Consider the following 24,540-nt stretch of genomic DNA (forward strand, 5'->3'; position numbering starts at 1 on the left):
CCGATATCGATAATGGTTAGATTACTTGCTGAACGTGTCGCTGTTCGCGAGCAGCTTCTCGACCTTCAGCGCGTACTGACCGTTGTTGACGCCGTAGCTGCACTCGATGACGGGCACGCCGTCCACCGTCGCCTCCAGCATTTCCGGTACCACCAGCGGAATCACGTCGCCCACCTTCATGTTCAGGATCTCGTCGAAATTGGCCTTGCCGTGACCGAGCACCGCGACCAGCTCGACTTCGGCGACCTGGATCTGCTGCGTCAGCAGGCGCACCCAGCGCTTGTCAACTTCCAGCGCCTCGCCCTGGATGCTGGAGGTCAGCGCATCGCGGATCGGCTCGATCATCGAGTAGGGCATGCAGAAGTGGATCTGACCCGACACCGAACCCAGCTCGACCGTGAAGGTGCACGACACCACCACTTCGTTCGGGGTCGCGATGTTCGCGAACTGGGTGTTCATCTCGGAACGGATGTACTCGAACTCGATCGGGTACACCGGTTCCCACGACTTGCCGTAGGCCTCGAACACGATGTCGAGGATGCGCATGATGATGCGCTGTTCGGTCTGGGTAAAGTCGCGGCCCTCGACGCGGGTATGGAAGCGCCCGTCGCCGCCGAATAGATTGTCCACCAGCAGGAACACCAGGCCCGGATCGAACACCATCAGGGCGGTGCCGCGCAGCGGCTTCATGTGGATCAGGTTCAGGTTGGTCGGGACCACCAGGTTGCGGATGAACTCGCTGTACTTGGAAACGCGGACCGACCCGACGGACACTTCCGCGCTGCGGCGCAGGAAGTTGAACAGGCCGACCCGCAGATACCTGGCGAAACGCTCGTTGATGATCTCGAGCGTCGGCATGCGGCCGCGCACGATGCGCTCCTGCGTTGCCAGGTTATAGGTGCGGACTCCCGAGGTGTCTTCAGGCGTCGCAATGTCGTCCTGATCGCCGTTGACCCCTTTTAAGAGGGCATCGACTTCTTCCTGTGAGAGGAAATTATCGGCCATGGTGCGTGCTGTCTACGAGTGCTTTTACTGGATGATAAACGAAGTAAATAATACGTCGGACACTTCCTGTTCGTCGCCATCTTTCTCGAAGGGCTCGGTGATCGATTCCTTGATCTCGGTGGCGAGCTGCTGCTTGCCTTGCACGGTGTTGATTTCAGAGGCTTTTTTGCCCGACAGCAGGAGCAGCACGCGATTGCGCACGACCGCCATATTGTCCTTCACCAGGGTCGCCTGTTCGGCGCCGGCCACTTGCAGCGTGAACTGTACCTGCAGGTACTGCTCGCCGTTTTCCGGCTGCAGGTTGACGGTGAAGGCTTCCACCGGCACGTATTCTGGTTTGGCTTCAGGATCTTTCTTTTTCTTTTTCTTGTGTTCCTTGGCCGGCGCTTCTTCTTCGCCGTGGGCGGCCGTCGACTGGCTGAAATACCAGCCGCCACCCGCACCCGCGCCAAGCACGAGGATGGCGGCGAGGATCATGATGATGAGCTTTTTCTTCGAGCCGGCCGGTGCCGCTGCTGCCGCGTCCGCTTTCGGATCAGCCTTCATTTTCGGATTCGCTTTCAAGATAGGTCGTAGTGAGCTGGTTGATGGTGGGGAACAACATTATGCATTGTCGCGGAAAGATGCGGTGCGGCAAGCTTTGAACAGAGGGGGGAAGAGGGGGTAATTTGGGGGTTGTGGCGAGGGGCTTTGAAAGATCGTTACTGCTCTTCAAACCCTTCACCCTCAAGACCGTCATTCCCGCGCAGGCGGGAACCTAAGTTCGTATTGCAGCCATTACGTTTTGAACTGGTGGCTGCTCGTAAAACTTAGGTTCCCGCCTGCGCGGGAATGACGGTTTTTGGGGTAGCAGTAAAGCGTGGGCTAACGCCTGATCACGCAAACAAGTCGACCATCCCACGGTCACCCAAGGCAACCGTACGCGTCGCCCGCGGCGCCACTTCATTCACGGCCGCGTCGCCCTGACCAGTCCCGGCCAGGCCATTGCCGCCGCCATTGCCGTTACCGCCTTCCGCACGACGCTCGTTGTTCTGCGAACCCTGCTGGTTCGCAGCACCCGCATCGACCGTCGCATTACCCAGCGCGATACCGCTTTCGCTCATCATCTCGCGCAGGCGCGGCATGGCGTTTTCAAGGGCCTGGCGTACCTCCAGCTGCTGCGACGAGAAGGCGACCGTGGCCTGGTCGTTGCTCACGTTCAGCACCACCTGCACCGGACCGAGGTCCGGCGGGTTCAGGGTCAGGGTGGCCGCGGATTCCTTGCCGATCATGTACACGATGCGCTGGCTGACCTGGTTGTCCCAGGCCTGGCTGCCGACCCGCGCCGGGATGCGATCGCCCCCGGCTGCGGCCGGGTTCTGCACCTCGGCCAGCTTGGCGGCCTGGGCTTGCAGCTGAGCCAACGGCGGCGCGGTTTCTTCGGCGGCGGCCGGCACGGACTGCTGGGCTTCGCGCAGGTGGGCGCCGAACTGGGCGGCGTCCTGCTGGCCATCCTGGCCTTGCAGGGCCACATCCTGCTGCGCAGCGACCGCATCGGTGGCGGCCGGCACCACACCGGTGGCCAGCTTGAGGCCGGCGCCGCTGTCGTCGGTCGTCACCGCCGCGCCGTCGGCACCGGTGGCGCTGCCTTTCAGGTTCTTCATGGCGTTCTCGAGCGCGGTCAGTTGCGCTTCGACGGCACTTCCGCCGGCGGCTGCATTGGTCGCGACAGCGGCATTCGCGGCCGGCTGCTGCAGGCTGGCCATGAAGGCCAGCATGTCGGTCACAGGCGTGGTCGCCGCTTCGGCTGCCTCGGCGGCGCTAGCGGCGTCGCCCGATTCTTCGGCGCTGCCCTTGCTGTCGGCCTTGGCGGTCTTGGGCGCACCGTCGGCGGCCGGCTTGGCGGCGGCTTGGTGCGCCGGCTCGCGGCTGGCCGGCTTGTCGGCCTGGGCCGGTTTCGATCCCTGCTGGGCCGGCTTCGGCTGCTGAGCCGGTGCGGGCGCAGGCGCCGGAGCTGCCGGCTGCGGCTGCTGGCGCTGGGCCAGTTCGCGCGAGAAGGTGGCGCCAAAGCCGCTGCTGCTGTTCTCGGCCGGCTTGTCGGCCGAAGAATTGCGCTGCGTCGCATTGGTGCCGTTCAGCGCATTCGCGCCGGATACCTGGAACGGAAGGGAGTTGGTTTGCATCGTCATTGTTGGCTCAATCGTGGGTCAACGGTGGATCAGCGTTGCTTGTAACGGGCGCCACGGGCAGCGTGGTCGTCCATCATCTTCTGGTCGCGCTTGTTCTGGAGCTTGAGCGCCTCGCTGGCGGCGCGCTCGTTCAGCGTGCGGTACGACAGGCGCTTGCGCTCGCTCTCTTGCCAGGTGGCGCGTTCGGTGTTCGCCTTGTACTCGGCGTGTTTCAGCACTTCGCGCTGGCCGTTCAGGGCATTGTCCAGCTTGCCGATGAAGGCCACGAAGTTGTGGTACGCGAAAGGGGTGATGCCGGCCACCTGGGCCGCATCGAGCTTGCGCGCGTATTCGTCGCGGTAGCCGGTCAGCATTTGCAGCTTCTGTTCGGCGTCCTCGACCAGTTTCAGGGCGACACCCAGGCGCTTGGCGGCGTCGTCGGAGTCGCGCTGCGCCAGGTCGATCAGGGTGTCTAGTGCGGAAGCTTTGGCCATAATGGATCAGATTGTACGGCCACATGCCTCCCGGCAATCATCAGAATAGCGAGGTAAGTTGCCCCAAGCTCTCGCCCAGCGAGGCGTTGTCGTGGATCTCCTGGCACAGGAATTCTTCGATCACGGTGTGCTTGGCGATCGCCTGGTCCAGCACCGGGTCGCTGCCGGCGGCATACGCGCCGACGTTGATCAGGTCGCGCGAGCGGTTGTAGCGCGAATACAACTGCTTCAGCTTGCGCGCCGCCAGCTGGTGCTCGTGGGTGGTGATCGAGTGCATCGCCCGCGAGATCGATTGTTCGATGTCGATCGCCGGATAGTGGCCGGCCTCGGCCAGGTGGCGATTCAGCACGATGTGACCATCCAGAATACCGCGCGCCGCATCCGCAATCGGATCTTGTTGATCATCGCCCTCGGACAGCACGGTGTAGAAGGCGGTGATCGAGCCGCCGCCTTCCAGACCGTTGCCGGCGCGCTCGACCAGCACCGGCAGTTTTGCAAAGACCGAAGGCGGGTAGCCCTTGGTCGCGGGCGGTTCGCCGATCGCCAGCGCGATCTCGCGCTGCGCCATCGCGTAGCGGGTCAGCGAGTCCATGATCAGCATCACGTTCTTGCCCTGGTCGCGGAAGTGCTCGGCGATCGCGGTGGCATACGCCGCGCCCTGCAGGCGCAGCAGCGGCGGCGAGTCGGCCGGGGCGGCTACCACGGCCGACCTGGCGCGGCCTTCCGGCCCCAGGATCTGGTCGATGAATTCCTTGACTTCCCGGCCGCGTTCGCCGATCAGGCCGACCACGATCACTTCGGCTTCGGTGTAGCGCGCGATCATGCCCAGCAACACCGATTTACCGACACCGGTACCGGCGAACAGGCCCAGGCGCTGGCCGCGGCCGACGGTCAGCATCGCATTGATGGCGCGCACGCCGACGTCGAGCGTGTCCTTGATCGGGGCGCGGTCGAGCGGATTGACGGGGCGGGCGTTGAGCGGGCCGACTTCGCTGGTGCCGAGCGGCCCCATGCCGTCGAGCGGACGGCCGGCGCCGTCGACCACGCGCCCCAGCAACTGCATGCCGACCGGCAGGTGGCGCGCGCGGTCTTGCGGACGGCGGCGCGAGTGCGGCACGCTGCCCGGCGGCGGCAACACGCTTTCCACCGGAAACACGCGCGAGCCGGGCACCACGCCTTCGGTGTCGCTTTGCGGCATCAGGAACAGCCGTTCGCCCTCGAAACCGACCACCTCGGCCTCGATGAAACCCATCGCGGTGGGAATGGTCGCAGCCGCACCCACGGCCAGGCGCAGGCCGACGCATTCCATCACCAGGCCCGCCACGCGTGTGACGCGGCCCGAGATCTGCATCGGTTCGGCAAAGCCGACCAGCGTGTCGCAGTCGCGCAGGTAGGATTTCCAGCGCGCGGTGTGGCGGTCGACGCTGTCGTTGGCGTGCGCGGTGGTCTGTTCCATTACTGGCCCAGCCAGTCGACGTTACTGTTCAGTGCATGGGTCAGGCGCTGCCAGCGTGCCTGGGCCTGGGCATCGATCTGGTTGCTGGCGGTTTCGACCTTGCAGCCGCCGCGCACCAGCTGCGCGTCTTCGATGATGCGCCAGCCGCCGTCGCGCAATTCGTCCGCCATGCCTTCGCGCACCAACACCGCATCTTCGGGATTGAGCGTCATCACGACCGGCTTTTGCAGCGAGGGCAGGCGCTCGATGGCGTCGCGCACCACGTCCAGGATCAGTTCAGGACGCACGTCGAAGGCGGTGCGCACCATGCCGCGCGCCAGGCGCAGGGCCAGCTCGAGCACATCGGTGGCGATGGTCTCGTCGGCCGCGTTGACGGCATCGCTGAAGGTGGCGGCGATCGAACGCAGCTGTTGCAGTTCGTGCTCGGCTTGCTGCTTGCCCTGGCGCGCGCCGTCGGCGTAGCCTTCGGCATGGCCGGTGGCGCGGCCTTCTTCCAGGCCTTGCGCGTAGCCGTCCTGGCGCGCCGCTTCGCGCATCGCTTCCAGTTCTTCCACGCTCGGCAGGGCGATCTGCGGCGGCAGGTCGATCGACGCCGGGACGGCAGCCGCGGCTGCAGCCGCTTCTGCCGCCGCCACGCGCTGGGCCAGGGTGCTCGGCCGGTCGTCGCCAAACGAGGTCATTTCCCAGCGCTGGTAAGCGCTCTGCTGTTCTTTCGGAATAGCCATCAGACGAACGAATCCTCTCCTTTACCACCCAGCACGATCTGGCCTTCGTCGGACAGGCGGCGCACGATCTGCAAAATCTGCTTCTGCTGCGATTCCACCTCGGACAGGCGCACCGGACCTTTCGATTCCAGATCTTCGCGCATCATCTCGCTGGCGCGCTGCGACATGTTCTTGAAGATCTTCTCGCGCAGATCCTGCGAGGCGCCTTTCAGCGCGATGATCAGCATCTCGGACTGCACTTCGCGCAGCAGCAGCTGGATGCCGCGGTCGTCGATGTCGATGATGTTGTCGAACACGAACATCTCGTCCATGATCTTCTGCGCCATGTCGTTGTCGTAGTTCTTGATATTGTCCATCACGGCGGCTTCCTGCTCGCCGCTCATGAAGTTCAGGATCTCGGCCGCGGTACGCACGCCGCCCAGCGACGACTTCTTGATGTGCTCGTTACCCGACAGCAGCTTGGTCAGCACGTCGTTCAGTTCGCGCAGTGCCTGCGGCTGCACGCCGTCCAGGGTCGCGATCCGCAGCACCACGTCGTTGCGCAGGCGTTCGGTGAAGTTTGCCAGAATCTCGCAAGCCTGGTCGCGCTCGAGGTGGACCAGGATGGTGGCGATGATCTGCGGGTGCTCGTTGCGGATCAGTTCGGCCACCGAGACCGAGTCCATCCACTTCAGGCTTTCGATACCCGAGGCGTCCTTGCCGCCCAGAATTCGATTAAGCAAAACAGCCGCCTTGTCGTCGCCCAGCGCCTTGGTCAGCACCTGGCGAATGTATTCGTCCGAATCGAGGCCGACGGTCGAGTGCAGGTTGGTCTCTTCGACGAACTCTTCCAGCACCGTCACCACCTGGCCGTGCTGCACCGCCTTCATCTGGGCCATTGCCGCGCCCAGTTTCAGCACTTCGCGCGGGCCGAGGAACTTCATCACCTCGGCCGCTTCGGCCTCGCCCAGGGCCAGCATCAGGATGGCGGCCTTGTTGGTAGCGTCTTTGTCTTTATCACTCATTTGAACCCAACCATCCTTTGATGACGTTTGCAACGATACGCGGATCCTGTGCTGCCAGCTCTTTCGCCAGCTTCAGGTTGGCGCGGTAGCCCATGTCGCGGCGAATCTTTTCTTCTTCCTCGAGGTCCTCTTCGGCCTCTTCGGCGTCGGCCGCGTCGGCGTCCTCGCCATCCTTCTCGTCTTCCTCTTCGTCCTTCGGCTCTTCCGGCATCGCGGTCGCTTCGTCGAACTTCTTGATCGCCGGACGCAGCAGCGGGCGCAGGAAGCGGTAGTACAGGAAAGCGATGACTGCGAACACGAAGGCGTAGCGGGCCAGGTCCTTGAACAGCGGCATATTCGCCGGGTCACGCCACCAGTCCGGTTCTACCACTGCTTCGGCCGGCTTGTCCACACCGTCGAACGGGGCGTTGGCCACGTTCAGGGTGTCGCCGCGTGCCTGGTTGTAACCCATCGCCTGCTTGACCAGTTCGTTGATCTGGGCCACTTCGGCCGCCGCCAGCGGACGCACGGTCACTTTGCCGGTCGCCGGATCGACGATGCGGCGGTAGTTCACGATCACGCCCACAGTCAGGCGCTTGATGCCGCCCATCGGACGCTGTTCGTAGCGGATGGTCTTGTCCACTTCGAAGTTGGTGGTCGAGTTCTTGGTGCTCGGACCTGCAGGTGCAGCTTGCTCAGCTGGCGGCTGGCCGTCGATCGGCGCGGTGTTCACGCCCGGCGGCTGGTTCGACAGTGCACCCGGGATGCCCGATGCGGCGCCGCCTGCACCCTGGGTTTCCGAAGTCTGCTGGCTACGGATCGCTTGCGGCTCCGGCGGCGAATTCGGCTTGTACATCTCGGCCGCGGTATCGACCTGGGCAAAGTCCACTTCGGCAGTCGCTTCGGCGCGCACGTTACCCTCGCCAACCAGCGGCTTGATGATCGACTCGACCTGCTTGATGATGTTCTGCTGGACCTGGTCGACGTACTTCAGCTGGGTCGCGTCCAGCATTTTGTTGTTCGGGTTCTTGTTGGCTTGTTCCGACAGCAGGGCGCCGTTCTGGTCGACCACGGTCACGTTGCCGAAGGTCAGTTCCGGCACGCTCGAGGCCACCAGGTGGACGATGGCGCTGACCTGGCCGGCGTCCAGCGCGCGGCCCGGCTGCAGGGTCAGCAGCACCGAGGCGGTCGGCTTTTGCTGGTCACGCACGAACACCGACGGCTTCGGCAGCGCCAGGTGGACGCGGGCGCTGAGCACCGAACCGAGCGACTGGATCGAACGCGCCAGTTCGCCTTCCAGCGAGCGCTGGTAGTTGACCTGTTCCAGGAACTGCGACACGCCCAGCTTCTGGTTTTCCATCAGCTCGAAGCCGACGTTGCCGCCTTTCGGCAGGCCTTGCGCGGCCAGCTTCAGGCGCAGGTCGGGGATCTGCTCGGCCGGCACCAGGATCGCGTTGCCGCCTTCCGAGAACTTGTACTGCACACCCATCTGGTCGAGCGACGCGGTGATCGCACCACCGTCGCGGTCGCTGTAGTTGGAGAACAGCACGCGGTATTCCGGCTGCTGGCTCCACATCCAGACCGCCACCATCAGCGCCAGGATCAGGGCCACGCCGCCGCCGATGGCGACGCGCTTGCCCATCGTCGTCTGGAAGAACGATGGTTTTTCAGTCTGTTGTGGCGTATCGAGCACTTCGTCCGCGGTAGCTGCCATAGGGGTGGGTATAGAGATGAAATGTGGGAACAGGCAGCATTATGAAGCCGTGGGGCAACAATCAAATGCGGAAATAGGGGGCGTTTACCGGCCTAACTCGCGGCTGAAATAGTGACCCGCACTGCTATTCTGGTAGCCTTGAATAGCATTGGTTGGCCTTGTGTAGATTCTACAGGGCAATAACACGCAGGAGGTAGCGATGAGTATCGGCGGTATCGGCGGCATCGACAGCAGCCGCATCCAGGCCATGATGGAGCAGCTCAAGGCCGCAGCAGCCAAGCCGGCAGCAGCCCCGATTGCACCGGGCGCGGGCGCCCTGGCCGGCGTGGGCGAAAAGCCCGCGGTCAAGCTCGACTTCGCACAGGCGCTGCACAACACGCTGCAGGGCGTGAGCGACCGTTCGGCCGAAGCGCAGGCGCTGAGCAAGCGGTTTACCATGGGCGACGACACGGTCAGTTTGTCGGACACCATGATCGCGATGCAGAAGTCGAGCATTGCGTTCCAGGCGACGGTGCAGGTGCGTAACAAGCTGGTGTCGGCGTATCACGACATCATGAACATGCAGGTGTGACGCCTGCTCGCCACGATGCCGGCGGTGTCAGGCCGGCGTCGCCAGTTTCAGGCCGATGATGCCGGCCGCGATCAGTCCGATGCACAGCAGGCGCATCGGGCTGGCCGATTCACCGAACAGCACGATGCCGGCCAGCGCCGCGCCCACCGCGCCAATCCCGGTCCAGATTGCATATGCCGTCCCCAACGGCAATTGCTTCATCGCGGCCGACAGCAGGACGAAGCTGATCATCGCGGCAACCAGCGTGCCCACGCTCGGCCACAGGCGGCTGAAGCCATCGCTGTATTTCAGGCCCACCGCCCAGACCACTTCGAACACGCCGGCGAAAAACAGCACGATCCAAACCATTTTCTTGCTCCTTGAAATTGAATGCCGTGATGATATGTGCATTCTTCCAAGATAAAAAGTCGGGAGATATCAGTATCATTGACAGATGGCTTTCGATCTCGACAACCTGGGCGTCTTCCTCGCCGCGGTAGACACCGGCTCCTTCTCGGCGGCGGCGCGTGCGCTGGGCCGGGTGCCGTCCGCCGTCAGCATGGCGATCGCCAATCTCGAAGCCGAGCTTGGCCTGCAGCTGTTCGACCGCAGCGGCCGCGAGCCGCGTCCCACCGCCCACGCGCAGGCGCTGCTGCCGCAGGCGCGCCTGCTGGTCGAAGGCGTGCAGTCCCTGAATATCCACGCGCTGTCGCTGCACCAGGGCCTGGAATCGGTACTCAGGCTGGTGCTGGTGCCCGAACTGATGGCCGCCGCCCCCTGGCACGAAGCGCTGCGCCTGCTGTCGATCGACTATCCGGGTCTCGAAGTGCGAGTGCTGAGCGCGCCGCAGGCCGACGCGCTGGCGATGGTGCAGGATGGCCGCTCCGACCTGGCGCTGGTGTTCGAGCGCTACGGCATGGATCCGAGCGAGAAATTCCAGGAAGTGGCGCAGGAAACCCTGGTCGCCGTGCTGGCGCCGCACCATCCGCTGCTGGCGCGCATGCCGGCCAGCGGCATCCGCGACGAGCACCTGCTGGCCGAGCGCCAGATCGTGGTCGCCGGACGCCATGCCGACCAGGTCGACAAGCGCATCGCCATGTCGCGCCTGCAATGGACGACCGAACATCCGATGGCGGCGCTGCGCCTGGTGGAGACGGGACTAGGCTGGGCCTGGCTACCGTCGGGCTTCGTGCGCGAACCGCTGGCGCTGGGTCAGCTGGTGCAGATTCCGTCGGAGAATTTCAGCAACAGCCTGCGCCTGTGGGTCGATGTGGTGTGGTCGGCCGGGCGTCCGCTGGGACCGGCCGCGCGCCGCTTCGTGGAATTGCTGACGCAGGGGCGTGAGGAGGTGGCTTGAGCTTGTGAACCGGTTCAGGCGCTCTTGCGCCGCTGCTGCATGATCACCGGCATTTCGCGCGGCGCCGGTTCCGGCAGCAAGGTGGCCAGCGTGTGACGGTCGAGTTCGGCCAGGAATGCGGCGGTGGCGCTGCCCAGCACGCCCTTTAGGCCGCAGGCCGTGACCAGGCCGCACGGCGTGCCGCCCGGGTCGAAGCACTCGGCCATGTAGAAGTCGCTCTCGCTCATGCGCACGATCGCGCCGATATTGACGTCCTCCGGCGCATGCGCCAGGCGAAAGCCGCCGTTGCGGCCGCGCACGGTCTCGATGACGCCGTTGCGCGCCAGCTCGTTGACCACCTTCATCAGGTGGTTTTTCGAGATGCTGTGCAGGTCGGCGATCTCCTGGATCGTGACCAGACGCCCTGGGTTTGTGCCCAGGTGTAACAATGTACGCAACGTATAGTCGGTAAAAGATGTCAGACGCATGATCGGTCAAGTATAACCGATCGCCAATGCCGTTCCGGCAACTGCTAGATCAGTTCGCGGGTCAGCGCGTTCAGGGTGGCGCCTTGGCGCGTGGTGCAGCCGAGCCGGCCGAAGATGGCCGCGGCATGGGCGCGCACGGCTCCTGTGCTCAGGCGCAGGGCGCGGGCTACGTCCCTGTCCCGCTGTCCCAGGCTGACGCGGCGCAACACGTCGGCCTCGCGCGCGGACAGGATGCCGGTGCTCGCCACCGCACCGGTGTCGGTCCTGGCGGCTGCGCCGACCGCCCGTACGGCATCGCGGTCGAGCCGCCCGCCGGCCGCTTCGGCTTCGAGCAGGGCGATCGCCGCCGCCGGTGCATAGGCTGCGCGCCATGGGCGCGGCGAACGCAGCGCGACGTGGATCACTGCACAGGCCAGCACGCGCTGGGCCATGCCTGGCCCGGCATCCTCGAGGCTGCGCGCGTACTCGCTGGCGTCCAGCCGCACCCAGGCTTGCGCGGCCAGCGCGGCTTCCTGTTCCAGTCCTGCGATGCTGCCGGCGGCGCGCGCGGTCCAGTAGGGCGCTTGCGGCATCGCGCCGCGCTCGGTGCCGCCGAGGCGGCGCGGCTGTTCCCAGACCGGATTCGGCACCGCGGCGCGTCCCAGGCCGTGCAGCAGCGCGGCGCGCACCAGCAGGCGCCCCTGCGCTTCCGGCAGGCCGAGGATGCCGGCGGCGCGCTGCGCCAGCACGGCCACGCGGCGCGAATGGCCGGCCAGCCACGGCAGCTTGAGTTCGACCGCGTCGGCCACCAGCGTCAGCGAGACCGAGGCCGGCAGGAACGGGGCAGGGGCCGCGTCAGCGTGTTGGTGTGGCTCAAGCGCGTCGTACGGCGGGCGCACCTGGCGCAGACTGCTTTCGAGCGCGGCCGGCAAACCCATCGCGGCGGCGATTTCGCCCGCCACCTCGGCCGCCACCTGATCCTGCAACCCGGCGCCGGCAGATGCGGCGGCCGGGCGACCCGACCAGCGCAGCCGCGCCGCCAGCTGCGTGGCTTGTCCGGAGAATCCCAGCGGCTGGCCCAGCGCCATGTCGCCGGCAAGCGCCAGCAGGCCGACGGCCTGCTCCAGCGTCACTGCGGCGTGGCCGTGGTCGACCGGAAAGGAGAGGCGCTGCATCGCAACCGTCGAGGAAAGGCGCGCCGCGGGAAGGCGCTCAGGCCAGGCCGGCCAGGCGCGCGTTGCGCTCGCGTTCGAGCTTGGTGATGTAGCGCTGCACCGCCGCCATGCCGCCGCGCGAGATGTCGGCGAACTGCAGGCCGATGCGGCGGCTGGTCTTGTTGTTGAGCAGGGTGAGGTCGAGCGAATTGCGGATCTCGAGCGCGGTCGCGATCGGGCCGATCTCGGGCAGTTCGAGACGGCAGCCTTCGATCACGCGGCCGACTTCGGTGCCCAGCTGCAGCCTGTTGTCGAGCAGGGCGATGCCGCCGACACTGATGTCGTGCAGCGGGAACACGCCGATGCCGCCGCCGGCGTCCAGCGTCAGCGGCACCAGGGCGCGCACCGGATTGCTGACCGGGGTCGGCATGCGGTAGGCCTCGCGCCGCTGCAGGCGGATCAGGGTCGGTGGAATGGCGGCGTGCAGGGCGGCGTCGCCGCGGTAGGTGGTTTCGCCCAGTTCTTCGACCGCGAACAGGATGCGGATCTTGTCGAGCGAGGTTTCGCACTTGACGCGGCCGGCGGCGATGATGCGCTCGTTCTGGGCGCGGTCGATCGAGCGGTCCAGCACGATGGTGCCGGCGGCTTCGTCGACGGCGAGGATGGTGGTGACGCAGACGTCGGATTCGCCCTTGATCAGCATGCGGATCAGCGCGTTCTTTTCGGCCAGCTGGCGCAGCAGCGCCACGATCTCGCGGCGCGACCCTACTTCGTAGTCGTGCCAGTTTTCCAGTTCTGCGTCATCCATCGTTATTCTTCTGTGTTTGCCGCGCCGGCCGCGGCGTCCTGGGTGACGTCTTCGGCCGCGCTGTCCTGTGGGAGGTGGGGTGTCGGATCGGGCGCCGCCGGCAAGGGCAGGCCGTTCTTCTTGGCCGACTCGATATGATAAAGCCAGGCCAGCAGTTCCGCAATCGCGCGGTACAGCGCCGGCGGGATCTCGCGGTCGAGGTCGACGCCCATCAGCAGCTGCACCAGTTCCTTCGATTCGTGCACGAACACGCCGGCCTCGCGCGCACGCTGCATGATCTGTTCGGCGATCAGGCCGGTGCCCTTGGCCACCACCTTGGGCGCGCCGTCGCTGCTGGCGCCGCCGTAGGCGAGGGCGACCGCGCTCTGGCGCCGTTTGTCGAGCGGATCAGCCACGCTGTTCCACCTCGCCGTCCGCCGCGCCGTCCGCCGGCGCCGGCCGGTCTTCCTGCGCGCGTGCGTCGAACCCCGCCAGCGGCGTGCCGACCGCTTCCAGTGCCCCGGCCAGGCGCGCCATCTGGCCGCGCAGCAGGCCGGCGGTGGCGTCGTCGCCGGTGGCGAAGCGCACCTGCAGCGCGCCGTTCACCATCGTCAATTGGGCCTCGAGCCGGCCCAGTTCGGGGAAGTCAAGCCGCAGGCGGCTGTGCCAGACCGACCCGTCGCCATCGGCGTCGCCATTGCCCTGGTGTTGCTCTTCGCGCCGCACGTCCCATTCCATCGGCTGGCCGGGCCACAACTGGCCCTGCCAGGCCAGCTGCGACTGCTCCTGGGTCGCCAGCTGCATGCTGATGAACTGGGCGGTGGCGGGATCCTGCGGGTTCGGACGGGCGCCGGCCTGGGCTTGCTGCTGCTGCGGTTCGCCCGCCAGCTCGGCCAGCGGGCGGCCGCCCTGTGCCCATTCGGCCACGTGCGATTCGTAGAACAGGCCGCTGTTGCCGAGCGCCTGCTGCAAGCCCTTGGCCAGCGCGGCGGGATCGGCGGCGGCGTCCGGCGTGGCCATCAGCGGCGTGCTGCCGGTCACGGATTTCAGGACGGTATCTGCCTTCTGGGCCGCGGCCAGCACGCCGGCCAGCGTCTGGCCGGTCTTGCTCAGGGTGGTGTTCTGGGCTTCGGCGCCGCCGGCAAAGGCTTGCGCGCCGGCCGCCGCGCCGGACGCCAGCAGGGCGGCGGCGCGGCCGATGGCGGCGCCTTCGCGCAGGTTCAGGGGAGAGGCGGCCGGGTCGGCGCCTTCAGGCAGCGGCGGGCCGGCTTCGCTGAAGACGGCGCCGGCATTGGCGGTCTGGGCGCCGACCTGGAAGGTCGGGCGCGGATGGAGCGAAACGAGAGTGAGCGGGACGTCGGCGCCGACTTGCGCGCCGCTGGGCAGCTGCATGCGCGCCTGGGTATCGGCAAACTTGACGACGAAGCTGCCGTCGGTGAGCTTGGCCTGCACCGCGCCGTGGATCGCTTTACCGAGCAGCGGCGCGACTTCGCGCTGGAATGCCTGCTGGCGCGGATCGGCTGCCGGCTCCGACGGCCGGGCCGGGGTGACGGGGGTAACGTTCGAGACCAGCTCGCGCGGCAGCATGGCTCAGGCCGGGGAAGAACTCAGACGCCGTAGGCGCGCACGACGCGGCGTTCGGTCGCGGTGTTGCCGATCATGGCCGACAGGTGCGCCATCCATGGCTGGGTCAGGTCGCGGATCTGGCGGTCGGTGTCGAGCATGCGGCGGATCGCGGCGACCTTGCGCTGGCGTTCCTGGCCGGCCAGCGGCTGGCCGTCGCCGTCGGCCTTCAGGCGGCGCACGCAGGCCGCGCATTCCTGTTCCAGCTCGGCCAGACGGTCCCATTCGCTGGCGGTGGCCGCGTCGAGCATGCGGTCGGTGATACCGACCATGGTTTCATACACCGACACGACTTCTTGTCCGCTCATCGTCATCATCATTGTCTGTACTCTCGTTCTCGTGCTTGGCTTGGTAACCGGATCAGGCGCTCATCAGCGAAGGCGTCTGCTGCATCGACGGCGGCGGCATATCGCTCTTGTCGCCGATCTCGACCCAGGCGCTGCGCAGGTCGGCCATCAGGCCGCGCACTTCTTCGATGATCGCGACGTCGTTCTTGATGTTGGCTTCGAGCAGGCGGCGGCTCATGTAGTCGTACAGCGAATCGAGGTTGGCCGCGATTTCGCCGCCGGCGTTCTTGTCGAGCGAGGCGCGCAGGCCGTTGTCGATGATGGTAATGGCTTTCGACAGCGCAGCGCCCTTGGCGGCGATATTGGTCACCTTGATGTTGTTGATGGCACTGAGCAGCGAGACGATCACGCCGTCGTACAGCATCACGACCAACTTGTGTGGCGAAGCGGCGGCGACACCGGTTTCCAGGCCGACCGTCGCATACGCACCGACGCCGCGCTTAGGGGTTCCAAACATGTGTTTCTCCAAAAATCCTGAATTGATTGTTTAACCCCAGTTGGCAGACAGGGCGGCCAACTGCTGGGTGAGATAAGTCTGCGTGTTCTGCATCGACGACAGCGCGGTATCGAGCGCCACGAACTGGGCGCGATAGCGTTTCTCGATGCCTTCGAGGCGCGTCTCGAAACGCGAACGCTGGTCGGCGATCGTCTTGATCGACGCGTTGATGCCATCGGTCTTGCTCTTGAGGATACTGTCGTTGCCGGTAAAGCTGGCCGCTAGGTTGGTTAATTGGTAGGCGAAACCTTGCGAGAACGTGACAGTGCCGCGCTCGCCGATCGCGCCGCCAGTGACCGAGACCTGGATCCCGGCCGCCGCCGAACCATTGGCGGCGGTCAGCGACTGGCCGCTACCGGTGGCTGCCACGCCGCCGATGGTGCCGACTACATCGGTGCCCTTGGTAGCGCTGGCGCCGCCGAAGATGGCGGCAACGCCGCTGCCGCTGACGCTGTCGATCGAGATGCTCGACTCCGAACCGTACTTGCTCGACGAAATCGACAGCTTACCGTCGTCTCCGACGGACGTTTCGACCGTGTCGCCGGCGCCGGCGAAGGTGGCGTTGCCGTTGATCGCCGAGCGCAGCATGGCGGCCAGGTCGGCGTTGCTGTAGGTGCCGGCGGTCAGCTTGATTTCCTGGGTCTTGCTTTCGGTAACCGGATCGGTCTGGTTCAGCGTGACGCGCCAGGTAGTATTCGGCGCGATCGTGGTCGAGCCGCTCAGGGCCGCGCCGCTGGTCAGCGTGCCGCGCGTGGCAAGGCTGGTGACGTTGATCGCGTAGGTGCCTGGCTTGGTGGCCGCGCTCGATTTGTCGAACTTCACCAGGCCGTCAGTGGTCGCGCCCATTGCCGCGAACAGGCCGCCGATGTCTCCGGCATTTTCCGCAATTGCCTTGTTCAGCTTGGTCGAATCGAGCTTCAGGCTGCCATCTTGCTGGAACGAGATGCCAACCTGGCTTAACGAATTGAGTTTGCTGCCGGTTCCTTCCATGACGCTGCCGAGCTGACGTCGCAGCTGGTTCTGGATCGAGCGCACGCTGGCATCGCCCTGCAGCACGCCACCGGTTTTGGTTTCGGCGTTGTAGCCGGCCAGGCTGCTGATCGTCTTGTTCAGTTCATTGTAGGCCTTGACGAAGTCGTTCACCGCGGTCGAGATCGCCGATGTGTTTTTGTCCACCGTGACCGTACTGCTGCCCAAACCTGTGACGTCGAGCGATACGCCTTCAATGGCGCCGTCGACGGTCGTGCTGTCGCTCTTGATCTCGATACCGTTCATGTTCAGCAGCGTGCTCTGGGCGCCGGCGGTCTGGGTCAGGTTCTGCACGCCGGCAGGATCGTAGCCGAGCAGGGCGGCGATGGCAGGGTCACCCGGTTCGCCGTCCACGCCATCGACACCGATCTTCATGGTCGTCGCTTCGCCGGTCTTGTTCGAGGTTAGCACCAGGTGATAGGGCTTGGCGCTGCCGTCGGACACGATGGTCGCGGTAACGCCCATGTCGGCCTTGTTGATGGCGTCGCGAATGCCCTGCAGCGACTGGTCGCCTGCTGCCAGGGTGATGGTCTTGCTGGCCATGGCGCCGTTGAGCGAGAACCCGGAGCCCATGTGAGTGCCGACGCTGCCGGTGGTGAAGCCGGCGGCGCCCGGATTGGTGCCGCCGACCTGAATCTGGTCGCCATCGATCGAGCGCAGGGTAACGCCGGCGGTGGCGTTCGTATTGGAACCGCTGGTGGCGGTGTCTTCGTCGTGACCAATACCGCCCTTCACGCTGCCAGTGACGGTTTCCTTGACCGCGATCGACGAACCGTCGGCGGCAGTGAATTTCAGGGTGCCGTCGGCGGCGCTGCCTTCAAAACTGATGTTGGCTGCAGCCAGGGCATTGGTGGCGCCGGCCAGGGCCGTGTCCAGCTCCTCGCCGCTCAGGCTGGCGCCGCCTGCCAGGGCGGCAATCTGCACGCCGCCTACCGACATGCTGTAGCTGGCGCCGGCAGCGGTGCTGACAGTGCCGAAATCCTTGAACAGGTCCGCCGACGTGGCGGTGCTGCCTGCAGTGGCAACCACGCCGGTTTTTTCACTTTGGGCGTTGATCGCTTCTGCCAGCGCGCGCGCACTAGTGGTGGTCGAACCGGTGGCGATCGCGGTACCGTTGATGCTGAGCGAACCATTGGCGATACCGTTGGCGGTTTGGGACAGCCCCAGGGCGCTGCCAGTGGCGCCGAAGGTGCCGCCGGTAACAGTGCCGAACTGGAAGGTGAGGGTAGTCGGTGCGCCTGCTCCGATGATCGCGGTGTTGCTGGCCATGCCGCTCGTTTTAAGACTTTGTGCCTGGGCCAGCTGGGTGACGTTGATCTTGTACTTGCCCGGCACAGCAGTGGCACCGGCGGTGGCGCCCAGCACGTCTTTGTTGGAGGCGGCAGCACTCAGGCCCTGAAACGTGGAGGTCGAGTTCAGCGAGGTCAGCGCGCCCTGGAAGGTGGCGACCGCAGCGCTGACCTTGCCCAGCGCCGCATTACGCGACTGCAGCGCAGCCGACTTCTTGTCGAAGTTGGCCAGCGGGGCGGATTCTGCCTGCATCAGCTGGGTGACGATGCTGTTGATGTCGAGTGCAGCCACTTTTTTTCTCCCGTGAAAGCGATATCGTAAGTGGTTATCGACAGAAACAAACCGTTCTTAAGAGCGGTAAAGGCAGCTTTATTTTGCTTTTGCTGCTCAGTTAAGAGAAAAGCGCTTCCGTTTGATGAAAAAAACGCCGTACCCTCGCGGATACGGCGTTTTCGGTCAGTCAGGAATGGCCGGTCAGGCAGTCTGCCGGATCAGCAATCCCTGCATCTTGTCGATCGACTTGGCCATCTGCAGCGCTTCTTCGGTGGGCATCTGGCGCACCACTTCCTGCGTGCCCTGGTCGATGATCTTGACCACGATCTGCTTGGTATCGTCGTCGATCTCGAACTTCAGGCTCTGCGATGAATTGACCATCGCCTCGTTGAGCTTATCAACTGCTGCCGACACATCTTCCTTGCTCGGCGGCGTAGTAGCCGCATCGGGACGCACAGGGCGCCCGGCGACCGCGCCGCTCTCGGCTACCGCGGTCGGACGTTCGTCCAGGCGCGGGGTGAGCGGCAAACCGGTGGACTGGATTTGCATGTCGATTTTCCTAGTAAAAATTCCCCGGCCGAATTTCTCCGGCCGAGGAATCGCTTACAGCGTGTTGTTACCGTGTGCTAGCGATTAGCCACGCAGCAGCGACAGGACGCCGTTCGGCAGCGAGTTGGCCTGGGCCAGCATCGAGGTACCGGCCTGTTGCAGGATCTGGCCGCGGGTCATCTTCGCGGTTTCCGAAGCGAAGTCGGTGTCGACGATGCGGCTACGCGATGCCGACAGGTTCTCGGTCGACGACGACAGGTTCGAGATCGCTGATTCGAAACGCGACTGCAGTGCGCCGTACTCCGCGCGCTGACCGTTTACCGATGCCAAGGCAGCGTCAGCGGTCTTGATGGCAGCCTGGGCGCCATCGAAGGTGCTGATGTCGAGGTCGGCCACCGATTTCAGCTTCGATGCGCCGCCCATGGCGAACGAGCTAGGGTCAACCACCGAGAAGCTCTTTTCCGAGTCGAGCGTGATGCGGCCCTTGGCAGTCAGCGAACCACCAGCTCCTGCCATCGCTGGGGCAGTGCCGGTCAGCTTTTTGCCTTCCGCGTCCAACGTAGTCAGGGTGACACTGTCGGCGGCTGCCGTGTTGGTGTTTTTCAGGTTGATATCGTTACCATCGGCGTGGGTCAGCTTCAGGCCGCCGTTGGCCGAGTCGTACGATGCGGTCACACCGGTCTTGGCCGACTGGGCGTTGAACGCGCTGATGGCAGAAGCATAACCGTTTGCATCGGCAGTCTTACCCATCGAGAACGAAATGGTGACGGCCTTATCGGCGTTGTCGGATTTCAGTTCGAAGGTGTACGACTTCTCAGCGGTTGCCACCATGACGGCTTCAGTCTTGGCACTCGCGGTTACGCCCGTGTCGCCGCTCAGCTTGTTGATAGCAGCGGCAGTGGTCTTGGCCGTGTCGGTGGCCAGAACGGTGTAATCCTTCGTACCTTGCGAGCCGTTGATCACCATTTTACCGCCGGTCATTGCGGTGGCACCGAAATCGCTCGCCTGCTGGGCAGCGACTTCGACACGGTTGTTGCCGTAGGTCGAGGTGGTGAAGTTCGAGCCGCCCATCGAGATCAGTTGGCCGGCGTTGGCGCCAACCTGGAAGTTCGCGGTGCCCATCGAGCCGTCCATCAGCTTCTGGCCGTTGAACTCGGTGGTGTTGGCGATGCGGTTCAGTTCCGAGGTCAGTTGGGTGACTTCGGTTTGCAGGGCTTTACGGTCGCTGGCCGAGTTCGACGAGTTCGACGATTGCACTGCCAGTTCACGGATACGCTGCAGGATGTCGCCCGAGCTCGACAGGGCGCCTTCAGCGGTTTGCGCCATCGACACGCCATCGTTGGCGTTACGGGTCGCTTGCGTCATGCCCTTGATTTGCGAATTCATGCGGTCCGAGATGGCCAGACCAGCGGCGTCATCCTTGGCGCTGTTGATGCGCAGACCCGACGACAGGCGTTGGATCGAGGTGTTCAGGGAAGCTTGCGAGGTCGACAGGTTACGCTGCGAGTTCAGGGATGCGACGTTGGTATTGATTACGGATGCCATGGTATTTCTCCAGACTAGGTCTTTCTAGGGGTGCAGCGACCGTGCTGCTGTTCACTTTGGACCGCCACGCTGTTCTGTGACGTTCAATCCGCTGTTGTTGCTGGTAACGGTGCCCTACGGAAAAAGTTTAGGGCCCTCTTACGATAAAAATGCGATTTTTTCGAAGTCCGGCTACGAAGGGCAATCCTTGGCGGCATCAAAAAATCAAACTTGAGGGCGAAAAAAATTATTTTTATACGCGCTGCAGTTGTCATTACGGAAAAAAAGAAGGCCGGCACCGTCGAAACGGCCCGGCCTGTTGTCATTCCGGCGTCTCGGCCAGGCTCAGGTTCTGAGCAAAGTGTTCAGCTTGCCCAGTTCGGCCCAGCCGCTGGAACGCAGCGAATCGGTAATTTCGGCCGAAAACTGCGGATCGTGCTGGAAGCGGCGGCATTGCAGCTGGACGGTGGCCGCCAACGACGCCACCGATGGCAGCGCACCTTCGGTATTGCACTGCGCGGCAAGCAGCAGGCGCAGCAGGCCGAAACGCGCCACCAATTGCAGGTAAGCGTCATAAGGGCTGAGCCAGGCAATCGGAAATTGATGAATGAACATTTCGTTCAACAAGTAGTGCTCCAGCAGCCAGGGCGCGGCCTCCAGCGTCTGTTCCAAGCGCTCCAGACCGCGCCGATAGGCGGCGGCCAGATCCGCGCCGGTGACCTGGCCGCTGTCGTTGCCGCCCAGCCCGGCTGCGATGCCGGCCATCTGCTGTAGCTGGAACGGCGAATTGCTGTTGAAGCCGCGCGATGCCCACAGCGTGGCGAAGACCATGGCCTGCGCCTCGTGGCCGGGCTGGACGCCATCCAGGGCCGTGGTCAGTTCTCCGCTTTCGATGGCGCGCACGAAGTCGTCGATCAAGACTTGCACTGCGTCCGCCGCGCCGCCGAGACAGCCTTCCAGCGCCTGGCAGAATGCACCGAGCAGGCTCAGGCGTTGCCAGAGCGCCAGTTCGCGCGTACGGATCAGATTAACGCTGAAGATGCGCGCCTCGCCCATCATCTCCGCTGTGAAGCCGCCACGCGGCCGGATTGCGCGCACCATGGCTTCGCGCACGCTGACCGACGCTTCGACGAAGTCGAACGCATCCTCGGCCAGCAAGGCCAGCCGCGCCGCTTCGGGACAGGACAGCGTCATCGCCTGTTCGAACTGGCCGTTGACACGCATGGTGTTTCGCGGATAGTTGTGACAAGTATTTGACAGAAAGCTCTCGCCAGCGCCGGATTGGATCGCGCACATGCCACCCTGGTGGGCCGGGCAGGCGCCGGTATCGGGCAAGACCGGCAGGACGCCGTACATATTCGGCTCGGACGGATCGTCGATGCGCTGGATCAGCGCTGCCAGCGGACGCATCGTTTCGTCGCTCTTGGCATGCGCGCGGTAGGCTTTATAGGTCTTTTTGTCGATATGGACCGGCCAGCCGGTGCAGCAGGTGTCTTCGCAACTCGGACCGGTGCAGCGGAAGCGCTCGACATAGCGCGGCATGAGGACGGAGATGTTGCGGGTGCGGTGCAGGATGGCCATGGTCGTCGATCGTCAGGGTAAAGGGAGGGCAGTATCGGACTGCCGGCGCCAGTGTAACCGTCAGGAAACACCCTTCAACTTGCGATCACCACCCGATTCTTGCCGCTATTCTTGGCTTGGTACATCGCCCCATCGGCCCGTTTCATGAGCGATGCCTGCTCTTCATGCGCATGGCGCAGCGCCACCCCGCACGAGAAGGTGATCAGCATCTTCTCGTTATCGTGCAGGAAAAAGTGCTTGGTCAGCTCGCGCTGCACCCGCACCATCGCCGCCGCTGCCGCTTCGACGCTGGTCTCCGGCAGCAGGATCAGGAATTCCTCGCCGCCGAAGCGCGCGATCACGTCCACCGCGCGCAGGGTTTCGCGCACCACCTTCACCAGGTGGCGCAGGGCGGCGTCGCCGGCCATGTGGCCGTAGGTGTCGTTCAGGCGCTTGAAGTTGTCCAGGTCGAGCAGGGCCACGCACAGCGGGGTGTTGCGGCGGTCGGCGCGCGCCGATTCGCGCTCGAACACGTCGTCCAGGCCGCGCCGGTTCAAACTCCCGGTCAATTGATCTTCGCGCACCAGCTCGCTCATATGCTGCAGCTCGGCCTCCAGCTCGCGGATGCGCAGCTCGGCGTCCTGCACTTCCTGGTGCGCGGCCAGCATGCGGTCGCGCGAGGCCAGCGCTTCGTCCTGGGCGGCGCGTGTCTCGCGCAGCACTTCTTCCAGCACGGCATTGAGTTCGTCGATGTCGGCGGCGCCAGCAATGCGTTCCGACAAGCCGCCGAGTTTGGCGTGGTATTCGCCACTCGAGGCGGCGGCCGAACCGAGGCGGTCGATAAAGGTCGCCATCATGTTCTTCATGGTGGCGCGCACGTCGGCGATGCCGTGCTTGAGGTGACCTTGCTTGATGATCACGTCCTTCAGGCTGCGGGTGGCGTCTTCCAGCGCGCGTGCGTCCAGAGGACCGGCGATCAGGTCCTGCACCGCCAGCACCTGGCCGCGCATCCAGCTGTCGTCTTCCAGCAGGCCTTCGACGTTGTCGAGCAGCAGGCGGAACAGGCGCAGCAGCAGTTCCTGGCGCTCGGCGCCTTCGTCCTTGCGCAGCTCGATCTGGAAGCACAATTGCTTCAGGCGCGCGGCGATTTCCTGCAGTTCGGCTTCGCCGACCGCGTTCTTGACCAGGCCACCCAACGCTTCGGCCTCCGCCACCATCTCCGGATTACCGTCCAGCAGCGAGGCGCAGGCGAACGACAGGGTGCGCGCCAGCATCTCGCGCAGCAGGCGGGTGTCGGGCTCTTCGGTACCGAGCGCCATCACCGGGGTGTTGCGCCGCAGGTGACGTTCGGACAATTGCTTCAGTGCCTGGGTGTAGCCGTTCCAGTCGGCGTTCTTGACGGCGCGCGCCATGCTGCGGCCATAGTCCGACAGTTCGCCCGGGGTCTCGATCAGGCGCCGCGCGAAGCCGGCCAGCACGTCGGCCGCACCATGATCGGGGACTGGAGCGGGAGCGGATACGGGCGCAGGCGGTTCATGCGCCGGTTTGGAGGAGATCCCGGCGATCTCGTCATAGATGGCGCGGTAGTTGTCCGGCGTCGGCGCGATGCGGCGCGTGGCCAGGCGGCGGAAGGCTTCGCGTGCGATATCGGCCGGGTTCGAGCCGGCATTCAGAACGGGAGCGGCGGTGGGAGGAGTCGGAGTGGCCATGGAATGCTGCGGGGACGGATTTACCGGATTGGCGACATGATAATCAGCTTTCTTGCCGGTTATCAATTAAAAAAGATGGCAGGACACATCTTGACCGCCTCCGCTACAACAGAATGTCACATTCAGTCCACCAGACCGTTACGGATCGCGTAGCTGGTCAGTTCGGCGCTGGTCTTGAGTTTCATCTTGACCAAGAGGCGCGCGCGGTATTCGCTGATCGTCTTCACCGACAGCGACAGTTCCTGCGCGATCTCGCCCACAGTGCGGCCGGAGGCGATCATGGTCAGGGTCTGGTATTCGCGGTCCGACAGGCCTTCGTGCGGCGCCGCCTCGTGGTCGGCGCCGACCTGGCTGGCCAAAGTCTGGGCCAGCGCCGCGCTGACGTACTTTTGTCCGCCCGCCACCTGGCGGATTGCGGTCACCAGCTCGCGCGGCGCGCTCTGCTTGGTTAGATAGCCGGCGGCTCCGGCCTTGAGGGCGCGGATTGCGTACTGGTCTTCGCGGTGCATCGACAGCATCAGCACCGCCAGCTCGGGCTTGTCCTTCTTGATCTGCTTGAGCACTTCGATGCCGTTGCGGTCGGGCAGCGAGATATCCAGCAGCATCACGTGCGGCCTGGCCTTACCCACCAGGCGCCCGGCGTCGATGCCGCTCTCGGCTTCGCCGGCGACGACGATGTCGCCTTCCTCGGCCAGGATCTGCTTGAGTCCGGCGCGGACGATGGCGTGGTCATCGGCGATGAACACGCGGATAGTTTTTTCGGTCATTCTTGTTCTTATGGTTCGTGCTCGCCTGCACGGGGCAGGGGAGCGGCCAGCCTGGTCTTGATGGTCACCATCGTGCCACCTCCGGGCGCCGCCGACAAGGCCAGCGTGCCCTTCATCGCCGCGGCGCGCTCGCTCATGCCGCGCAGGCCGAACGATTGCGGCTTGAGGCGGTCGCTCGGCACCAGGCCGCGCCCGTTGTCGCACACGCTCAGGGTGAGGTGGCCGCGCTGGCGCCGCAGCGACACCGTGACCCGGGTGGCGCCGGCGTGCTTGGCGATATTGGTCAGCGCTTCCTGAAAGATGCGGAACAGGGCGGTGGCGTGGTCGGGATCGAGCTCGACGTCGCCGTCCGGGCAGCGCATCACCACCGCGATGCCGGTCTGCTTTTCGAATTCACGGGCCTGCCATTCAAGCGCCGCCACCAGGCCTAGGTCGAGCGTGCTGGGACGCAGGTCGAGCGAAATGCGGTGCACCGCCTCGATGGTGCGGTCGACCAGGTCATCGACGTAGGCGGCTTTTTCCAGCAGGCCGGGCTGGTCGTCGGGCAGGCGCGCC

The 24,540-nt window shown here is 64.8% G+C and carries 25 protein-coding genes; 2 read left to right on the plus strand and 23 right to left on the minus strand.

Annotated features, from left to right (window positions below; all coding sequences use genetic code 11):
- Nucleotides 1-21: 21 nt before the first annotated feature.
- The 8 genes from fliM to fliF all read right to left on the minus strand — a co-directional run bounded on the left by fliM (nt 22) and on the right by fliF (nt 8,524).
- A complete protein-coding gene (gene fliM, locus RTQ83_RS19215) occupies nt 22-1,005 on the minus strand; it encodes a flagellar motor switch protein FliM (RefSeq protein ID WP_290416484.1) in 984 nt (327 codons plus the stop codon).
- 24 nt (nt 1,006-1,029) lie between these two features.
- Nucleotides 1,030-1,551 carry a flagellar basal body-associated protein FliL gene (gene fliL / locus RTQ83_RS19220; RefSeq protein WP_312518075.1) on the minus strand — a complete coding sequence of 174 codons (522 nt, stop codon included), beginning with the start codon at nt 1,549-1,551 and terminating at the stop codon, nt 1,030-1,032.
- A gap of 329 nt (nt 1,552-1,880) precedes the next feature.
- Complete coding sequence (locus RTQ83_RS19225; RefSeq protein WP_312518018.1) at nt 1,881-3,173, minus strand: flagellar hook-length control protein FliK; 1,293 nt, start codon at nt 3,171-3,173, stop codon at nt 1,881-1,883.
- Nucleotides 3,174-3,202: 29 nt separating this feature from the next.
- The gene (gene fliJ, locus RTQ83_RS19230; RefSeq protein ID WP_312518020.1) at nt 3,203-3,646 is read right to left on the minus strand and encodes a flagellar export protein FliJ; all 444 of its coding nucleotides are present in this window, start codon (nt 3,644-3,646) and stop codon (nt 3,203-3,205) included.
- 40 nt (nt 3,647-3,686) lie between these two features.
- Entirely contained in the window at nt 3,687-5,102 is a 1,416-nt protein-coding gene (gene fliI, locus RTQ83_RS19235) for a flagellar protein export ATPase FliI (RefSeq protein ID WP_312518023.1), read from the minus strand.
- A complete protein-coding gene (gene fliH, locus RTQ83_RS19240; protein WP_312518025.1) occupies nt 5,102-5,827 on the minus strand; it encodes a flagellar assembly protein FliH in 726 nt (241 codons plus the stop codon). Before fliH ends, fliI begins: the two co-directional genes overlap by 1 nt.
- Nucleotides 5,827-6,831, minus strand: coding sequence for a flagellar motor switch protein FliG (gene fliG / locus RTQ83_RS19245; RefSeq protein WP_312518028.1), 1,005 nt, complete (start codon nt 6,829-6,831; stop codon nt 5,827-5,829). Before fliG ends, fliH begins: the two co-directional genes overlap by 1 nt.
- On the minus strand, nt 6,824-8,524 hold the full coding sequence (gene fliF / locus RTQ83_RS19250) for a flagellar basal-body MS-ring/collar protein FliF (protein WP_312518031.1): 1,701 nt from the start codon (nt 8,522-8,524) through the stop codon (nt 6,824-6,826). Before fliF ends, fliG begins: the two co-directional genes overlap by 8 nt.
- 199 nt (nt 8,525-8,723) lie before the next feature.
- On the opposite strand from fliF, the gene fliE reads away from it, so the two are divergent.
- Entirely contained in the window at nt 8,724-9,095 is a 372-nt protein-coding gene (fliE, locus tag RTQ83_RS19255) for a flagellar hook-basal body complex protein FliE (RefSeq protein WP_312518034.1), read from the plus strand.
- A 27-nt stretch (nt 9,096-9,122) separates the two neighbouring features.
- Here fliE and sugE read toward each other — a convergent pair whose 3' ends face one another.
- Nucleotides 9,123-9,443, minus strand: coding sequence for a quaternary ammonium compound efflux SMR transporter SugE (gene sugE / locus RTQ83_RS19260; RefSeq protein WP_312518037.1), 321 nt, complete (start codon nt 9,441-9,443; stop codon nt 9,123-9,125).
- 85 nt (nt 9,444-9,528) lie between these two features.
- On the opposite strand from sugE, the gene RTQ83_RS19265 reads away from it, so the two are divergent.
- Complete coding sequence (locus tag RTQ83_RS19265) at nt 9,529-10,431, plus strand: LysR family transcriptional regulator (RefSeq protein WP_312518040.1); 903 nt, start codon at nt 9,529-9,531, stop codon at nt 10,429-10,431.
- A gap of 14 nt (nt 10,432-10,445) precedes the next feature.
- Here RTQ83_RS19265 and RTQ83_RS19270 read toward each other — a convergent pair whose 3' ends face one another.
- The 14 genes from RTQ83_RS19270 to RTQ83_RS19335 all read right to left on the minus strand — a co-directional run.
- A complete protein-coding gene (locus RTQ83_RS19270) occupies nt 10,446-10,898 on the minus strand; it encodes an Rrf2 family transcriptional regulator (protein WP_312518042.1) in 453 nt (150 codons plus the stop codon).
- 44 nt (nt 10,899-10,942) lie between these two features.
- A complete protein-coding gene (locus tag RTQ83_RS19275; protein ID WP_312518045.1) occupies nt 10,943-12,052 on the minus strand; it encodes an HD domain-containing phosphohydrolase in 1,110 nt (369 codons plus the stop codon).
- A 37-nt stretch (nt 12,053-12,089) separates the two neighbouring features.
- The gene (locus tag RTQ83_RS19280; RefSeq protein WP_312518047.1) at nt 12,090-12,839 is read right to left on the minus strand and encodes a flagellar brake protein; all 750 of its coding nucleotides are present in this window, start codon (nt 12,837-12,839) and stop codon (nt 12,090-12,092) included.
- A 2-nt stretch (nt 12,840-12,841) separates the two neighbouring features.
- Complete coding sequence (locus tag RTQ83_RS19285) at nt 12,842-13,234, minus strand: EscU/YscU/HrcU family type III secretion system export apparatus switch protein (RefSeq protein ID WP_312518050.1); 393 nt, start codon at nt 13,232-13,234, stop codon at nt 12,842-12,844.
- Nucleotides 13,227-14,405: a flagellar hook-length control protein FliK gene (locus RTQ83_RS19290; RefSeq protein ID WP_312518053.1), complete on the minus strand. Its 1,179-nt coding sequence runs from the start codon at nt 14,403-14,405 to the stop codon at nt 13,227-13,229. The genes RTQ83_RS19285 and RTQ83_RS19290 overlap by 8 nt, the downstream gene beginning before the upstream one ends.
- A gap of 20 nt (nt 14,406-14,425) precedes the next feature.
- Nucleotides 14,426-14,755 carry a flagellar protein FliT gene (locus RTQ83_RS19295; RefSeq protein ID WP_312518078.1) on the minus strand — a complete coding sequence of 110 codons (330 nt, stop codon included), beginning with the start codon at nt 14,753-14,755 and terminating at the stop codon, nt 14,426-14,428.
- 46 nt (nt 14,756-14,801) lie between these two features.
- Nucleotides 14,802-15,245 carry a flagellar export chaperone FliS gene (fliS, locus tag RTQ83_RS19300; RefSeq protein ID WP_312518056.1) on the minus strand — a complete coding sequence of 148 codons (444 nt, stop codon included), beginning with the start codon at nt 15,243-15,245 and terminating at the stop codon, nt 14,802-14,804.
- A 30-nt stretch (nt 15,246-15,275) separates the two neighbouring features.
- The gene (fliD, locus tag RTQ83_RS19305; RefSeq protein WP_312518058.1) at nt 15,276-17,894 is read right to left on the minus strand and encodes a flagellar filament capping protein FliD; all 2,619 of its coding nucleotides are present in this window, start codon (nt 17,892-17,894) and stop codon (nt 15,276-15,278) included.
- Nucleotides 17,895-18,077: 183 nt separating this feature from the next.
- On the minus strand, nt 18,078-18,425 hold the full coding sequence (locus tag RTQ83_RS19310; protein ID WP_312518060.1) for a flagellar protein FlaG: 348 nt from the start codon (nt 18,423-18,425) through the stop codon (nt 18,078-18,080).
- An 84-nt stretch (nt 18,426-18,509) separates the two neighbouring features.
- On the minus strand, nt 18,510-19,970 hold the full coding sequence (locus tag RTQ83_RS19315; protein ID WP_312518063.1) for a flagellin: 1,461 nt from the start codon (nt 19,968-19,970) through the stop codon (nt 18,510-18,512).
- Between the two features lie 324 nt (nt 19,971-20,294).
- The gene (gene fliB / locus RTQ83_RS19320; protein ID WP_312518065.1) at nt 20,295-21,530 is read right to left on the minus strand and encodes a flagellin lysine-N-methylase; all 1,236 of its coding nucleotides are present in this window, start codon (nt 21,528-21,530) and stop codon (nt 20,295-20,297) included.
- A gap of 74 nt (nt 21,531-21,604) precedes the next feature.
- Complete coding sequence (locus RTQ83_RS19325; protein ID WP_312518067.1) at nt 21,605-23,218, minus strand: diguanylate cyclase; 1,614 nt, start codon at nt 23,216-23,218, stop codon at nt 21,605-21,607.
- Between the two features lie 122 nt (nt 23,219-23,340).
- Nucleotides 23,341-23,985: a response regulator transcription factor gene (locus RTQ83_RS19330; protein ID WP_312518069.1), complete on the minus strand. Its 645-nt coding sequence runs from the start codon at nt 23,983-23,985 to the stop codon at nt 23,341-23,343.
- A gap of 8 nt (nt 23,986-23,993) precedes the next feature.
- A partial coding sequence (locus RTQ83_RS19335; protein ID WP_312518072.1) for a sensor histidine kinase occupies nt 23,994-24,540 on the minus strand: 547 nt, incomplete at its 5' end.

Source organism: Massilia sp., from assembly GCF_031995545.1.
Taxonomy (GTDB): Bacteria; Pseudomonadota; Gammaproteobacteria; order Burkholderiales; family Burkholderiaceae_D; genus Telluria.

Coding starts and splice junctions, on each gene's coding strand:
- fliM (WP_290416484.1), bottom strand. CDS start 1,005: ATGGCCGATAATTTCCTCTCACAGGAAGAAGTCGATGCCCTCTTAAAA.
- fliL (WP_312518075.1), bottom strand. CDS start 1,551: ATGAAGGCTGATCCGAAAGCGGACGCGGCAGCAGCGGCACCGGCCGGC.
- RTQ83_RS19225 (WP_312518018.1), bottom strand. CDS start 3,173: ATGACGATGCAAACCAACTCCCTTCCGTTCCAGGTATCCGGCGCGAAT.
- fliJ (WP_312518020.1), bottom strand. CDS start 3,646: ATGGCCAAAGCTTCCGCACTAGACACCCTGATCGACCTGGCGCAGCGC.
- fliI (WP_312518023.1), bottom strand. CDS start 5,102: ATGGAACAGACCACCGCGCACGCCAACGACAGCGTCGACCGCCACACC.
- fliH (WP_312518025.1), bottom strand. CDS start 5,827: ATGGCTATTCCGAAAGAACAGCAGAGCGCTTACCAGCGCTGGGAAATG.
- fliG (WP_312518028.1), bottom strand. CDS start 6,831: ATGAGTGATAAAGACAAAGACGCTACCAACAAGGCCGCCATCCTGATG.
- fliF (WP_312518031.1), bottom strand. CDS start 8,524: ATGGCAGCTACCGCGGACGAAGTGCTCGATACGCCACAACAGACTGAA.
- fliE (WP_312518034.1), top strand. CDS start 8,724: ATGAGTATCGGCGGTATCGGCGGCATCGACAGCAGCCGCATCCAGGCC.
- sugE (WP_312518037.1), bottom strand. CDS start 9,443: ATGGTTTGGATCGTGCTGTTTTTCGCCGGCGTGTTCGAAGTGGTCTGG.
- RTQ83_RS19265 (WP_312518040.1), top strand. CDS start 9,529: ATGGCTTTCGATCTCGACAACCTGGGCGTCTTCCTCGCCGCGGTAGAC.
- RTQ83_RS19270 (WP_312518042.1), bottom strand. CDS start 10,898: ATGCGTCTGACATCTTTTACCGACTATACGTTGCGTACATTGTTACAC.
- RTQ83_RS19275 (WP_312518045.1), bottom strand. CDS start 12,052: ATGCAGCGCCTCTCCTTTCCGGTCGACCACGGCCACGCCGCAGTGACG.
- RTQ83_RS19280 (WP_312518047.1), bottom strand. CDS start 12,839: ATGGATGACGCAGAACTGGAAAACTGGCACGACTACGAAGTAGGGTCG.
- RTQ83_RS19290 (WP_312518053.1), bottom strand. CDS start 14,405: ATGCTGCCGCGCGAGCTGGTCTCGAACGTTACCCCCGTCACCCCGGCC.
- RTQ83_RS19295 (WP_312518078.1), bottom strand. CDS start 14,755: ATGACGATGAGCGGACAAGAAGTCGTGTCGGTGTATGAAACCATGGTC.
- fliS (WP_312518056.1), bottom strand. CDS start 15,245: ATGTTTGGAACCCCTAAGCGCGGCGTCGGTGCGTATGCGACGGTCGGC.
- RTQ83_RS19310 (WP_312518060.1), bottom strand. CDS start 18,425: ATGCAAATCCAGTCCACCGGTTTGCCGCTCACCCCGCGCCTGGACGAA.
- RTQ83_RS19315 (WP_312518063.1), bottom strand. CDS start 19,970: ATGGCATCCGTAATCAATACCAACGTCGCATCCCTGAACTCGCAGCGT.
- fliB (WP_312518065.1), bottom strand. CDS start 21,530: ATGGCCATCCTGCACCGCACCCGCAACATCTCCGTCCTCATGCCGCGC.
- RTQ83_RS19325 (WP_312518067.1), bottom strand. CDS start 23,218: ATGGCCACTCCGACTCCTCCCACCGCCGCTCCCGTTCTGAATGCCGGC.
- RTQ83_RS19330 (WP_312518069.1), bottom strand. CDS start 23,985: ATGACCGAAAAAACTATCCGCGTGTTCATCGCCGATGACCACGCCATC.